The following is a 12,848-nucleotide window of genomic DNA, read 5'->3' on the forward strand; positions in this document are numbered from 1 at the left end:
TCACAACGAATCATCCACCACAACTCTTCATCACTACTCGCCCACCAGCCATTTGGCGCGGTAGTGGCTGTCGCTCCCCAACAGCGGTGTCACTTGGGACATCGCTGAGGCTAGCTGCTCATCGAGCCCCCAGGGCGGGTTGATGACCACCATGCCACTACCGTACATCCCGTGTGCACCCTCCCCCGCTGCCCGTAGCAGCAGCTCGCTGTGCCAAATTTTACGAATGCCGCTCGCTTCAAGGCTGCTGAGCAGCGTTTCGTGATGTCCAGCAGGCAATAGCGGGTACCAAATCATTATCACAGCGTGGCGCACTTTTTCGAGGGTGTAAGCAACTGCCTCAACGACCTCTTGATACTCCGCTTTACGCTCATAGCTAGGGTCTACCAGTACGCACATTCGAGGCGTCGCCACCGGCACCAACTGCTTTAGCCCCTGCAACCCGTCACCGTAAATACGTCGTGCCTGCTTAGGCAGCGCCTGGCCACTCAAATGTTCATGCTCACCCGGATGCAGTTCAAATAGACGCAGTTGGTCTTGCTCACGTAGCGCCTGAGCAAGCCACCAGGGGGAACCCGGGTAGTGAGATAGCTCAGTAGGGTTGGGTTGTGCTGAATTCAAAGCGGTAAGCCAACGGCTGAGCAACGGGTCGCTCAGCTGCTGTCGGGCCTGCCATAGCGGAGCGATGCCTTCTCGGTACTCTTGAAGGCGCTGGGTCTCTTTGGTGGCTAGCGGATAGAGGCCCCTCCCCGCATGACTGTCCACATATGTAATCGCTGATTTTTTACGTAATAAATAGTCAGCCACTGCGTAAAGCGTTAAATGCTTCTGTACATCGGCAAAGTTACCGGCGTGATAGGCGTGTTGATACGACAGCATGGCAGCTCGCTTGCAGTTGAACAAAAAAAGCCCGCTATGTGAGCATAGCGGGCGCTTTACAGCAATGCTGAGATTTAACTCATTGGCAACTACTGGCCATTACCGGTAGGGGTCAGCGTAATTTCGACCCGACGGTTTTGTGCGCGGCCTTGTTCGTTGTCATTGCTGGCTACCGGCTGGGTAGCGCCGTAGCCCATGGTGTTGAGACGCATAGAGGAGACACCGTTCTGGCTCAGATAGCTGCCCACCGACTGCGCGCGACGCTCAGAGAGACGCTGGTTATAGCTGGCATCCCCCGTGCTATCCGTGTGGCCCGCAATATTCACACGGGTATCGGTGTACTGAGTGAGGACACTAGCAACTTCGTTGAGGGCGCTGCGGGCATCGCCAGTCAGCTCAGCAGAATCGAAACCGAAGGTCACACTGCTGGGCATGTTGAGCACGATGTCGTCGCCACGGCGATCGATCTCGATGCGCGAACCTTGCAGGTTGTCACGCAGCTGCTGCTCTTGGCGGTCCATGTAAGCACCTACACCGGCGCCGGCAGCCGCACCAACAGCGGCGCCAATTAATGCACGGTCACGACGGCTAGTGCTGCCATCGCCTGACAGCGCGCCGGCAGCCGCGCCAATCGCAGCACCGATACCGGTACCCATCGCGGTGCTGGAGCGCTGCGTTTGACCGCCGTACGGGTCTGATGTAGCGCAGCCTGCCAGTAAAATAGCGGCTGCCAACGGGGTCAGTAGTCGAGAAATACGCATCACTCACTCCTTGCTTATGATTGATTTATGGCCTTATGGATCGCTGGTCACTCGTCGCGGATCACTCTTCGCTGATCAAGGCCAGCAACTCGTTCAAGAATAATAGACCTTGAGGCGATGCACGCAGCTTTTCAGGCATTTCCATTAAAAGTCCTTTTTCGTGGGCGCTTTGTAAACGGCTAAGTAACAGAGCATTTGGCTGGCCAGTGTGGGCCAACCAATCTGCTAACGTCACGCCTTCGGTTAAGCGCAGCGCATTCATGGCAAACTCAAGGGGCAGCTCCTGGGGTTCGATAAGCTGCTGGCCTGCCACAAAACCACGCGGGTCGTTAGCGCGACGCAAGTACGCATCAGGTTGGCGTGTTTTCCAGCGCCGCTCAATCTGCCACTTGCCATGGGAATCTATGTGGGTGAGTTTTCCATGAGCGCCTGCGCCAATTCCCAGGTAGTCGCCAAATCGCCAGTAGTTCAGGTTATGGCGGCTCTGTCGCCCTTGCCGGGCATAGGCAGAGATCTCATACCGGTTCAATCCAGCCTGCTCCAAGCGCTGGTGCCCCGCTTCCTGAATATCCCACAGGGCTTCTTCTTCTGGCAGAGGTGGCGGATGCGAGAAAAACGCCGTATTAGGCTCCAGGGTTAACTGATACCAGGAAAGATGTTCAGGGTTGAGGGCAAGTGCCTGGTCGATGTCTTCCATGGCTTGCTCGGGCGTTTGCTGGGGTAGCCCATGCATCAGATCAATATTGAGGTTATCAAACCCCGCCGCCCTGGCCTCGCTAATCGCCGTCACCGCTTCGCTGCCGCTATGAATTCGCCCTAAAGCGCTTAATTGGGTTGGGCGGAAACTCTGTACGCCGAGTGACAGGCGATTAATACCTGCTTCCCGGTAACCGATAAACCGCTGCTGCTCGGTCGTGCCTGGATTCGCTTCCAGCGTGATTTCAATCGTGGGTGAAAAAGGTAGCCGCTGGCGAATACCATCAAATAACTGTTGATAAAACCCAGGAGAAAGAAGGCTAGGCGTACCGCCACCGATAAAAATGGTTTGAACGGTTCGGCCGGAAGCTAACGATAAATCACCGTCCAAGTCGCTAAGTAAAGCAGCCAAGTAGGCCGCTTCGGGTAGCTCGCTGGCATCAGGTTCATGGGAGTTAAAGTCGCAATAGGGGCACTTGCGGACACACCAAGGCGTATGGATATAGAGTGAGAGTGGCGGCAGCTGATCAGCCATGCGCCACCTTCAAAATATCCACTAATGCATGTAGCGCGCGACCGCGATGACTTAAGCGGTTTTTGGTCTCGCTTTGTAGCTCGGCGACACTCATGCCCTGGTCGGGTAACCAAAAGAGCGGGTCGTAACCAAAACCGCCCTCACCGCGAGGATGAGCAAGAATTTCACCCTCCCAACTACGCTGCACAATCACAGGGACAGGATCTTCCGCATGACGCAGATACACCAGCACGCACCAGTAGCGTCCGCTGCGCTGCCCTTCAGCACACTCACTCAACGCCGCTAGCAATTTCTCATTGTTACGTTCGTCACTTTTAGGCTCACCTGCATAGCGAGCGGAATAGATGCCCGGTGCCCCATGCAGCGCATCTACTTCTAGCCCAGAGTCGTCCGCTAGCGCAGGTAATCCACTGACTCGGCTAGCCTCACGCGCTTTTAACAAAGCGTTTTCAACGAACGTAAGCCCCGTTTCCTCTACATCATGTACACCAAAATCCGCCTGTGGCCGTACATCTAACCCTAACGGCGACAGCAACTGATTGAATTCTCTTAATTTACCAGCATTTCCACTGGCTAAAACAAGCGTGTTTGCTGCATTCATAAGGGCTACCTCCACACAGAAGGCTTTCAGTTTACGCCTATCAGAAACGCAGCTAAAGGAGACAAAATGTTACTCAATGTATCTGACAGATCAACGGCAAAATAACCATTTTTAACTATATTTTTATTTATTAAACAACATTTTAATTCTATATTCCAAAAAAATATATCTATGTAAAAATTACTTTTACTATTATTTTAATAACAAAACTTTACGAAATGTAGCTCATGGGCAACACTGTAATGGTCACCTGCTCACGCTTTACTCCCATGAGGCCTCCCCAATGTCACAAGAAAAGACGCACGGCTTGGTGTACATCGTCACCGAAAAAAGCCCTCAATCGCAGTTGTTTGCTGACTACTTACACCAGCACACAGGGTGTACGGTCAGTATCCACTCACCGCGTGGCGCATTACCCGCTGCCACTCCCGACAAACTGCTGATCCTGATTGATAGTGATCACATTGGAATAGAGGCGTTGCCTGAATGGCAGGAAAAACTCCCTGACAGCCTCGCGAAAACATCACTCGCCGCTTTTAACATTCGCGATATGGATCACGCCCTTGAAGCCCTCTCATGCGCCCAGTTAAAAGGGGTTTTTTATCGTAATGAAAGCCTCGATGTGATCTGCAAAGGCATTCATTCATTACTGGAAGGCGAGCTATGGATGTCGAGAGATTTAATGGCACGCCTGATTCTCTTTTACCGCAAATACCAAAGTAACGCTTTTAGACCAGCCTGTGGTTTAACCAATCGCGAAATGGAAATTATCTCACTGCTCAGTGCTGGTTCTTCTAACCAACAAATAGCCGACAAGCTATTTGTGAGTGAACATACGGTTAAATCTCATCTTTACAATATATTCAGAAAAATCAATGTTCATAACCGTATACAGGCGCTCAATTGGATTCATCAAAATCTAGGCCCCATTTTGCCTAACATTGAAACTGCACGCAGTTTACAGCGGCATCGTTAGTCATACGGGAGCTAATATCATGTTAAAAACCATATTGAGTCATATGTATTGGTCATTAGCCATACTGATTATTGCATTCCATGTAAACAGCGCTCATGCCAGTGAAGAAGATCCCGTTAGTGATGCAGCCGCTGTTAATGAGATTAACCAGTTATCCAGTCCTGACGGACCGGAAATACAAAGTCGCGTTAATAGAAGCAGTGAATTAACCGGAATTATGGTGGATCGCACGATCACAATGGCAGGAAAAACATTTTATCGTGCGTTCAGTCAGCAAGCCATGGACAACCTCATCATAGGGAACGCCACACTCACTATTCAGGAACGCCCCGATGCACGCTGGGGTAGCCAACTATGGGTAATGGAAGGCAATAAGATGTACTTCAGAACCCAGCTCTCTCCCAGGATTAGCGAGGCAGACCGCGTTGCTGGAGAAGCTGTACAAATTGTCGAAGAAGCGCTTCTTCAACAGCAGTTGACGGCAGCGTTCACCTCAGACAAAGACCTTGGAAAAGAGGAGTTAAACTAATGAAAGCCAATCTTAAAAAAAGCACGTTAAGTGCATTGATAATATCTGGCTTGGCAGCGGCTCTCTCGCTAGAAAGTACCGCAGGGGAGCTTATCTACCAGCCTCTCAACCCTTCTTTTGGCGGTGACCCCTTTATGGGAAGCTATTTATTAGGGAAAGCGCAATCACAAGATACGAACAGTGACCCTAATGCCAGAAGCCTGGAAACACTCTCCTCGACCGAACGGCTGATTCAAAGCCTTGAGAGTCGATTGATCTCCCAGCTCATCAGCGATGTGGGTACGGGAGAAATTGGGGAAGGCTCTTTTGACAGTGGTGAGTTTAGCGTTGTTGTACGCGATGAAGGCGGACAGCTCATTGTCCGAGTCATCGATAAAGTCACAGGGGATGTTACCAATATCAGCGTTGGTGGCCTGTTCAATCCTTAAAAAATAAAAAAACCGGCACCTAATAACATCAACTCGGCGACTAAGCCGAAAACTAACGCTCTATGTGTCGTCAGGGGATCAACATGAAAATCATCGCTTCAATTATAATGGTCAGCCTCCTAAGTGGCTGTGCGGGGATGGTAGCCACATCAGAAAATCTAGAGGGAGCTCAAGCGACACTGACTCCCCGTGGAGCTACCTATCAAGACTTAGTATCACTGCCGCCACCCGCCGGCAAAATCTTTGTTTCTGTGTATGATTTCCGCGACCAAACAGGCCAGTACCGCCCAGCGCCAGCCAGTACTTTTTCAACCGCTGTCACGCAAGGTGCTGCGGCGATGCTGACGGGTGCATTGGCGGATTCAGGCTGGTTTATTCCCTTAGAGCGCGTAGGGTTGCAAAACCTATTAACTGAGCGGCGTATTATCCGTGCCGAATTTGAGCGCTTTAGCCAGCCAGACACACTGCCTTCCCTGCGAGCAGCATCAGTGATGCTGGAAGGTGGCATCATCGCTTATGAATCCAACGTTAGAACCGGGGGCGCAGGCGCGGAATATTTTGGTATTGGTGCTTCTGGGCAGTATCAGGTGGATCAGGTCACGGTGAATTTACGGGCCGTCGAGATATCCACAGGCGAAATACTGGCTAACGTGACGACGACTAAAACTATCTATTCAAAAGAGCTTCGAGCTGGCGTTTATCGCTTTATTGACTTTAGACGGCTATTAGAAGCAGAAGCGGGCATCACTACCAATGAACCGGTTCAACTTGCCGTGATGTCAGCCATCGAATCCGCCGTTATTCACTTAATCGCACGAGGCGTAGAAAACAATCTATGGAAATTATCAAACGGGTCTAGCCTTCAAAACTCTGTATTAGCTGACTACTTAAATGCACCCACGCCAGCTTTATAATATTGCTTTTGTCACCACCTGATTTAAGGGAACATAAAATACAATAATTGGCGGCTTTGCTTATGCAAAGCCGCTTTTTTTTGCGAAAAGTAAAAACATTAGTTATCTCATACTTTTTTTGTATTTTTTAATTAAAAAAATCGCCTACAACATACGTTTTTTACTTATGGCGTCAAAAATTAAATCATCCAAACTCAACGCATGGAATACAAAAAGATACAAACCGTTGCAGAGGGAATAAAAATGAAACCTAAAGACTCAAAGCAAATAACTGCAAACCTTCGGCTAGGTAAAAAAGTTGCCGTTTGCTTTATTGCTGCGACGGTTTCGTTACCTGCCTTTGCAGACTCTTTTAGCCATCGTGTCGAACAATATTTTAATGGTGTAGACACTCAGAATTATCAAGGTAACTACAGCATCATTCAACAGATTGGTAACAATAATCGCACTAACGTTACCCAGTCCTATTCTGCTAGTTACCAAACAGGCAACTTCTCTCGTATTAACCAGAGAGGGGATTGGAACACTGCCAATATTGAGCAAGTGGGGGGCAATAACGCAGGTGTGATTTTACAAAAAGGTAATCATCACACTGCCGATGTCTTCCAATCAGGAAACGATCAACAGCTTGAAACCTACGTGACTCAGTTGGGCCAGCGTAGCGATGTTCAAGTATCCCAATCGGGGAGTGGCTATCGCAGCATCAGCGTCGAACAGCGCGCCTATTCAGACAATGCTCGTCCAGTCACCGTCGAAACCTACTGAGCAGTCACATGCTGCCTCAGTAATAACTAAAGCAAGAACATCATAAAGGGGATGTAACCATGAAAACTCAAATCACCGCTATTGCTGCCGCTGTTGCCCTCACCATGAGCGCCGCTGCTTCTGCCCAATTCTTCCCATTTCCTCCCAGCTCTGGAAATACCGGAAGTGATTCCACCATCTACCAAGATGGTAGTTTCAACAAAACCAATGTAACGCAGTGGGGTACACAGGATTCTCGCATCCGCCAGGAAGGCAACGCGAACTCTGCCACCGTTACCCAGGATGATATTTCAGGCGTTGCTACAACAGCCCCTGGACGTAACGATTCTGACATTGACCAGGATGGTAACGCCAACGCTGCAACAGTATCTCAGCTTGGCAAGTTCAATGATTCAGGTGTTGAGCAAACAGGGAATTTCAACACCGCCAACGTCAATCAAGACGGTGAGTCCAATGAGTCTTGGGTTGAGCAAAACGGTAGTTTTAACATTTCTACTGTAGAGCAAGACGGCAAAAATAATGACAGCTACGTGCTGCTCAATGGTAACGCCAACTGGTCGATGGTTGCCCAAAATGGTGACCAATTAGACAGCAGTATTCTGACCACTGGCGATTTTAACCGCCATGCAGTGACCCAAAGCGGCTATGGACACGACTCGTATATCGAAACCAATGGCAGCTTCAACAGCCATACTGTGAATCAAAGCGGTACGCTTCCAGGCTCATTCTTCAGTAATGGTCAGCACAACTCCAACATTCAAACCTATGGCAACTTCAACACCAACGTTGTGAATCAAGCTCACTAAGGCTGCTGCAGCGCTCATACAACCGCCCCTTTGGGGCGGTTTTTTATGCCTTAACGCACTATCACCGTCAGCGTGCCGCCCTTGCCTTGGGTAGAGGAGCGGGAGCGGTTGGTGCCCTTGACGATATCGACTTCTAGTCGCTCGTCATCACTTAACAGCTTGACCGTTCCTTCTAGCGTATCGCCTTCAAAAGTGAATTCTGCAGGCACCGTGCCGTGAGTTTCCGGGTGTTCAACGGTTTCGCCATTGTGGGTAATGCGCCACTCGGCGGAAAACTCAGCGCCGGGGGAGCCGCTCATGGTGATGTGGATCTGGGTCATATCCTGCTCCTGTGCAGCTAGCCCTGATGCAGGCAAGCCAAGGGTAAGAACGGCGGTGAACAGCGCGCCGTATAGACGTGAAGCGTGCCAAGCCGATGATTGTTTCATGTTAGCTACCTCGGTAACCACAAGAGCCGCTCAATAGGAGCGGCTCTTGCAGTGTAGCAGGCGTTTTATTGACCGCTTACCCAACGTTACATAACAGCAAAGGCCTTTTCAGCGGCTTCCAGCGTCCGCTGGATATCTTCTGGCGTATGAGCGCTAGACATGAAGCCAGCTTCATAGGCAGAAGGCGCTAGATAAACGCCGTGGTCCAGCATCGCACCAAAGAAGCGGCGGAAGGCATCCGGGTTACAGGCGGTCGCCTGGGCAAAGTTATCAACCCGCGACTGCGAGGTGAAAAAGAGGCCAAACATACCGCCCGCTGATTGCGTCATCATCGGTACTCGTGCCGCATTAGCACGCTCTTGCAGGCCGTTACACAGCGTTTGTACGCGTTGGCTCAAGGCATCGTGGAAGCCTGGTACTTGCAGCTTGGAAAGTAGCGCCACCCCTGCCGCCATGGCCAGCGGGTTACCCGAAAGGGTGCCCGCCTGATACACCGGCCCCAACGGAGAGATGTTTTGCATGATGTCACGCTTACCGCCAAACGCACCGACCGGCATACCACCGCCCACGATCTTACCCAAGCAGGTTAAATCAGGCGTCACACCGTAGTGGGCCTGGGCTCCGCCTAAAGCGACACGGAAACCGGTCATGACTTCGTCAAAAATCAGGATGCTGCCGTACTCGTTACAAACGTGACGCAGGGTTTCTAAAAAGCCCGGCTGAGGTGGAATACAGTTCATATTGCCCGCCACCGGCTCCACGATAATGCAGGCAATCTGCTCGCCGATCTCTGCAAAACACGCCTCTACGCCTTCCGGGTCGTTGTAGGAAAGCGTAATGGTGTGCTCGGCCAGTGAGGCCGGCACGCCTGGTGAGCTAGGCTCACCATGAGTCAACGCGCCAGAACCCGCTTTTACCAGCAGAGAATCCGAGTGGCCGTGGTAGTTACCTTCAAATTTAACGATCTTGTCACGGCCAGTAGTCCCCCGCGCCAGCCGAATGGCTGACATGGTCGCCTCGGTGCCGGAACTGGTCATGCGCACCATTTCCATGGAAGGAATCATGTTGCAGATCAGATCCGCCATGGTGGTTTCCACGGCAGTGGGTGTCCCGAAAGAGAGCCCGTTATCCAATCGCGCACGCACGGCTGCCAGCACGTCTTGATCCGCATGGCCTGTGATCATCGGCCCCCAAGAGCCGATGTAATCAACGTAGCGATTGCCCTCCACATCAAATAAGTAGGCACCCTGCGCTCGCTCCATAAAGACCGGTGGGCGATGCAGGCCTTTGAACGCACGCACCGGGGAGTTCACACCTCCTGGAATATGGCGGCTCGCAAGGTCAAATAGTTCAGCAGATGTGGTCATGGCATCCTCAATGTAAATGGCTTACTACCAATGAGATCAAAAGCGTACGGGGCGTGGCAAGCGATTCGGCAAACACTGCCCACTGGGTGGTTGGTAGCCGTGAGACAAACTCTCCCAGGTAAAGTGCTGCGCCTGCTCGCAAGCGGTTGGTAAGCGTTCACCCGCAGCCAGACGCGCTGCTAAGGCTGAGGCTAATGTGCAGCCAGAGCCATGAAACGCTTCAGGCAGCCGCGGCCACTGCCACTGTCGGGTGGTGTCAGGTGAGTGCAGCGTATGAACAACCTGCTGAGCCGTTCCCGGTAGCGGATCATCCGTCGCCGTCACTAATACCGCTTGGCAGCCTTGTGACAGCAGTGACACCGCACGGGCGGTATCGTCATAAGGCTCATGAATCTCAGGCGTCAGCGCCGCTAACTCAAAGCGATTCGGCGTTAAGATATCCACAAGGGGTAGCAGCCGGTCACGGTAAAGGGCCTGCAAAGCGGCTGTGGATAACACAGCACCGCCGCCTGCTTTAATGACCGGGTCGGCGACCACGGGCACGCCTGGGAAGCGGCGAATAATCTGTTCTGCGGCGCGCAGCGTGGCTTCATTTGCTAACAGGCCAAGCTTAATCGCTGCCACCTGCATATCACCCAGCGCTTCGGCCATTTGGCGCATCGCGCCGGGGTCGGCTGGCATGACCCGTGACACGTTATGGCAGTTCTGTACCGTCAGCGCAGTGGGGATAGTGACCGCCCAACCGCCGCAGGCAGCAATGGCTTCACTATCGGCAATCAAACCGGCACCACCCGTTGGGTCATGGCCTGCTAACACTAAAACAACGGGGGGAAGGGGTTGGCGCATCAAAACGGCTTCACTACCGCGAGTAGAATAATCGCCACCAGTGCAATCACGGGCGCTTCATTGAACCAGCGAAAAAACACGTGGCTCTTGGTACAGCGCGACTGGTCGAACTGTTTCAGGTAAATCAGGCAAACATGGTGGTAGGCAATGAGCAGCACGACTAATGTCAGCTTGGCATGCATCCAGCCCTGGCTAAACCAGGCAGGCACTAAATAGAGCAACCAACCACCGAAGATCAGCACCAGGATCATCGACGGCGTCATGATGCCACGGTAGAGCTTACGCTCCATGGTTTTGAAGTAAGTGATCGCTTGCTCATCGCCTTTGTCGCGTGCCATGGCGTGGTACACATAGAGCCGTGGCAAATAGAACAGTGCGGCAAACCAAGTGACAACGGCCATTAAGTGAATAGCCTTTACCCATTCGTACATGGTCTCTCCTTAGGCGGTGGGCTTCTTGCTAGGGATCCGTTTCGCGGGCATCCGTTTGTCGAGCGTCAGTGTAGTGGTAATAACGCTCAATCGCGCCGCGCGTAATGATACCTGAAATTCGCTGCTGCTTTGGTCGATAACCATGCACGACATACAGCGCTCCAAGCGCACTGTCTTGAAGTTTTAAAAAAGCTTCCGACAGCGTCGCCTGGAGACCAATAGGCGCCATTTCCAACCGCTGCCCTGGAATCTCCAACAAATCGATTAACTCATCCTCTGGCGGTGCTTCTCCATTCAGCGCCTCATCGTGCTCCAGTAGCCAGCGGGCCAGCTCTGCGGCTTTAAGCGCCAATACCGGCTTATCATCACTGGAGCGCTCAATCACCAGCCACATAGGGTTGGTTTCCAGCAGGCGGCGAGCCTGATCGGGGGTAATCATACGTTCGGTGCGCACCAGCTGGCGCTCCATTACTGCAGGCACCGATACACGGGAAAGCGCCTGCATCAATGGCTGCTGTAACGGATGCAACCCATAGCGTACTGAGCTAATAAAAAAACCTTCGCAGCCCGTTAACTGGCGTGACGTTAAGCAGGCCACTACGACTACCAGCATCCCTGGCAGCATAATAGTCGGCGTGTGAGTGAGCTCTAGCAGTGCCATCAACGCCGCCAGCGGTGCCTGAAGTACCGCCCCCATCATGGCCGCCATGCCGAGCATGGCATAAATCCCCGGGTCAGCGGCTCTCTCAGGCCATAGCCAGCCACCTAACATACCGCCTAGCGCGCCAGTGGCCGCCCCCGCGACCAGTACCGGGCCAATAATGCCGATGGGTACGCCGCCTGCGACGGTAATCGCGGTGATTAACAGCTTAGCCACCATCAGCGCCAGCAGCACATTAATGCTTAGTTGATTATTCAGCGCCGCCGCCACGCTGTCATAACCGATGCCTTGAATTTCAGGAAACCACCATGCCAACACACCGGTAGCCACCCCGACCACGCCTAGCCTTACCCACAGCGGCCATTGTTGAAGGCGTTGGCTGCGGGAGATATGGATAAACACCCCCGCCATTAACCCAATCACCAGGCCAATAATGACGATCCAGGGCAGGTTCATCAGTGACCCTAACGCCACCTCAGGTATCCGAAACGCGGGCTCATTGCCATACACCAACTGCGCCACCAGCGCTCCCATGGTAGAGGCTAAAATCACCGGCATAAAACTCATGAGGGTGTACTCCATCATCACCACTTCCATGGCGAAGATTACCCCGGCGATCGGTGTATTGAACGAAGCGGAAATGCCCGCCGCCGTTCCACAAGCGACCAGCACCCGTAAACTGTTATTGGGTAACCGAAGCTTTAACCCTAAACCGCTGGAAGCCGCCGCGCCTAAATGAATCGCCGGGCCTTCCCGTCCGGCAGATAAGCCACCCAACACGGAGACGACGCCCACCCACCACTGGTTCAGCCAGTTACGCAGGGGAAAGCGCCCCTGGTGGTAGGTGAGTCGCTCGATCACATGGCTCACCCCGAGCTTGCGCGCAGCAGCTCGCTGGCGATACAACAATAGGCCGATAACAGTGACAGCAACCATAGGGAGGAGCGCTCTTAACCAAGGTGCTAACCCCTCAAACGCTTCCGGATTCCCTTCCGGCATATACAGCATCGCTCCGGCTTCTAGCAGCAGGCGAAATGCCACCATCACTGCCCCAGTAATCACCCCAGACACCAGCCCCAACACACACAGTTGCGGCAGGGCATCAACGTTCGCCAGTTGACGACGAAAGCTCTCTAAGGTGAAGTCTGACCGTGAAAAACGTGCCACAACGTCCATCCTTGTGTTTGTTTTTTCGTTTCATCGCTTCGCGATGCACAGCGCTCTT

The 12,848-nt window shown here is 52.5% G+C and carries 15 protein-coding genes; 6 read left to right on the top strand and 9 right to left on the bottom strand.

The features are described from left to right. Nucleotides 1-33 precede the first annotated feature (33 nt). The 4 genes from IEW65_RS10895 to rdgB form a co-directional block, all read right to left on the bottom strand. Nucleotides 34-879: a 23S rRNA (adenine(2030)-N(6))-methyltransferase RlmJ gene (locus tag IEW65_RS10895; protein WP_188639520.1), complete on the bottom strand. Its 846-nt coding sequence runs from the start codon at nucleotides 877-879 to the stop codon at nucleotides 34-36. A gap of 89 nt (nucleotides 880-968) precedes the next feature. Next, entirely contained in the window at nucleotides 969-1,640 is a 672-nt protein-coding gene (locus IEW65_RS10900; RefSeq protein ID WP_188639521.1) for a YiaD family glycine zipper/OmpA-like lipoprotein, read from the bottom strand. Between the two features lie 61 nt (nucleotides 1,641-1,701). Continuing rightward, entirely contained in the window at nucleotides 1,702-2,871 is a 1,170-nt protein-coding gene (gene hemW, locus IEW65_RS10905; protein ID WP_188639522.1) for a radical SAM family heme chaperone HemW, read from the bottom strand. Continuing rightward, the gene (gene rdgB, locus IEW65_RS10910; protein ID WP_188639523.1) at nucleotides 2,864-3,472 is read right to left on the bottom strand and encodes an RdgB/HAM1 family non-canonical purine NTP pyrophosphatase; all 609 of its coding nucleotides are present in this window, start codon (nucleotides 3,470-3,472) and stop codon (nucleotides 2,864-2,866) included. Before rdgB ends, hemW begins: the two co-directional genes overlap by 8 nt. Nucleotides 3,473-3,755: 283 nt before the next feature. On the opposite strand from rdgB, the gene IEW65_RS10915 reads away from it, so the two are divergent. From IEW65_RS10915 to IEW65_RS10940, 6 genes are all read left to right on the top strand, one after another. Next, nucleotides 3,756-4,448, top strand: coding sequence for a response regulator transcription factor (locus IEW65_RS10915; RefSeq protein WP_188639524.1), 693 nt, complete (start codon nucleotides 3,756-3,758; stop codon nucleotides 4,446-4,448). 19 nt (nucleotides 4,449-4,467) lie between these two features. Then, the gene (locus IEW65_RS10920) at nucleotides 4,468-4,977 is read left to right on the top strand and encodes a CsgE family curli-type amyloid fiber assembly protein (RefSeq protein WP_188639525.1); all 510 of its coding nucleotides are present in this window, start codon (nucleotides 4,468-4,470) and stop codon (nucleotides 4,975-4,977) included. Next, a complete protein-coding gene (locus tag IEW65_RS10925; protein ID WP_188639526.1) occupies nucleotides 4,977-5,405 on the top strand; it encodes a curli assembly protein CsgF in 429 nt (142 codons plus the stop codon). Before IEW65_RS10920 ends, IEW65_RS10925 begins: the two co-directional genes overlap by 1 nt. Before the next feature lie 83 nt (nucleotides 5,406-5,488). Then, entirely contained in the window at nucleotides 5,489-6,319 is an 831-nt protein-coding gene (locus IEW65_RS10930; RefSeq protein WP_188639527.1) for a CsgG/HfaB family protein, read from the top strand. A gap of 243 nt (nucleotides 6,320-6,562) precedes the next feature. Beyond that, complete coding sequence (locus IEW65_RS10935) at nucleotides 6,563-7,084, top strand: hypothetical protein (protein ID WP_188639528.1); 522 nt, start codon at nucleotides 6,563-6,565, stop codon at nucleotides 7,082-7,084. Between the two features lie 59 nt (nucleotides 7,085-7,143). Continuing rightward, nucleotides 7,144-7,890 carry a curlin subunit CsgB gene (locus tag IEW65_RS10940; protein ID WP_188639529.1) on the top strand — a complete coding sequence of 249 codons (747 nt, stop codon included), beginning with the start codon at nucleotides 7,144-7,146 and terminating at the stop codon, nucleotides 7,888-7,890. Between the two features lie 50 nt (nucleotides 7,891-7,940). On the opposite strand, the gene IEW65_RS10945 is transcribed toward IEW65_RS10940, so the two are convergent. From IEW65_RS10945 to IEW65_RS10965, 5 genes are all read right to left on the bottom strand, one after another. Further along, nucleotides 7,941-8,318: a hypothetical protein gene (locus IEW65_RS10945; RefSeq protein WP_188639530.1), complete on the bottom strand. Its 378-nt coding sequence runs from the start codon at nucleotides 8,316-8,318 to the stop codon at nucleotides 7,941-7,943. Between the two features lie 86 nt (nucleotides 8,319-8,404). Beyond that, nucleotides 8,405-9,685 (bottom strand): glutamate-1-semialdehyde 2,1-aminomutase, encoded by a 1,281-nt coding sequence (hemL, locus tag IEW65_RS10950; protein ID WP_188639531.1) that lies wholly within the window; start codon nucleotides 9,683-9,685, stop codon nucleotides 8,405-8,407. Between the two features lie 36 nt (nucleotides 9,686-9,721). Further along, nucleotides 9,722-10,531 carry a bifunctional hydroxymethylpyrimidine kinase/phosphomethylpyrimidine kinase gene (gene thiD / locus IEW65_RS10955; protein ID WP_188639532.1) on the bottom strand — a complete coding sequence of 270 codons (810 nt, stop codon included), beginning with the start codon at nucleotides 10,529-10,531 and terminating at the stop codon, nucleotides 9,722-9,724. Further along, nucleotides 10,531-10,962: a protoporphyrinogen oxidase HemJ gene (gene hemJ / locus IEW65_RS10960; RefSeq protein ID WP_188639533.1), complete on the bottom strand. Its 432-nt coding sequence runs from the start codon at nucleotides 10,960-10,962 to the stop codon at nucleotides 10,531-10,533. The genes thiD and hemJ overlap by 1 nt, the downstream gene beginning before the upstream one ends. A 28-nt stretch (nucleotides 10,963-10,990) precedes the next feature. After that, nucleotides 10,991-12,790: a chloride channel protein gene (locus tag IEW65_RS10965; protein ID WP_188639534.1), complete on the bottom strand. Its 1,800-nt coding sequence runs from the start codon at nucleotides 12,788-12,790 to the stop codon at nucleotides 10,991-10,993. Between the last annotated feature and the right edge of the window lie 58 nt (nucleotides 12,791-12,848).

This window comes from Vreelandella lutescens, assembly GCF_014640815.1.
Taxonomy (GTDB): Bacteria; Pseudomonadota; Gammaproteobacteria; order Pseudomonadales; family Halomonadaceae; genus Vreelandella; species Vreelandella lutescens.

Coding starts and splice junctions, on each gene's coding strand:
- IEW65_RS10895 (WP_188639520.1), bottom strand. CDS start 879: ATGCTGTCGTATCAACACGCCTATCACGCCGGTAACTTTGCCGATGTA.
- IEW65_RS10900 (WP_188639521.1), bottom strand. CDS start 1,640: ATGCGTATTTCTCGACTACTGACCCCGTTGGCAGCCGCTATTTTACTG.
- hemW (WP_188639522.1), bottom strand. CDS start 2,871: ATGGCTGATCAGCTGCCGCCACTCTCACTCTATATCCATACGCCTTGG.
- rdgB (WP_188639523.1), bottom strand. CDS start 3,472: ATGAATGCAGCAAACACGCTTGTTTTAGCCAGTGGAAATGCTGGTAAA.
- IEW65_RS10915 (WP_188639524.1), top strand. CDS start 3,756: ATGTCACAAGAAAAGACGCACGGCTTGGTGTACATCGTCACCGAAAAA.
- IEW65_RS10920 (WP_188639525.1), top strand. CDS start 4,468: ATGTTAAAAACCATATTGAGTCATATGTATTGGTCATTAGCCATACTG.
- IEW65_RS10925 (WP_188639526.1), top strand. CDS start 4,977: ATGAAAGCCAATCTTAAAAAAAGCACGTTAAGTGCATTGATAATATCT.
- IEW65_RS10930 (WP_188639527.1), top strand. CDS start 5,489: ATGAAAATCATCGCTTCAATTATAATGGTCAGCCTCCTAAGTGGCTGT.
- IEW65_RS10935 (WP_188639528.1), top strand. CDS start 6,563: ATGAAACCTAAAGACTCAAAGCAAATAACTGCAAACCTTCGGCTAGGT.
- IEW65_RS10940 (WP_188639529.1), top strand. CDS start 7,144: ATGAAAACTCAAATCACCGCTATTGCTGCCGCTGTTGCCCTCACCATG.
- IEW65_RS10945 (WP_188639530.1), bottom strand. CDS start 8,318: ATGAAACAATCATCGGCTTGGCACGCTTCACGTCTATACGGCGCGCTG.
- hemL (WP_188639531.1), bottom strand. CDS start 9,685: ATGACCACATCTGCTGAACTATTTGACCTTGCGAGCCGCCATATTCCA.
- thiD (WP_188639532.1), bottom strand. CDS start 10,531: ATGCGCCAACCCCTTCCCCCCGTTGTTTTAGTGTTAGCAGGCCATGAC.
- hemJ (WP_188639533.1), bottom strand. CDS start 10,962: ATGTACGAATGGGTAAAGGCTATTCACTTAATGGCCGTTGTCACTTGG.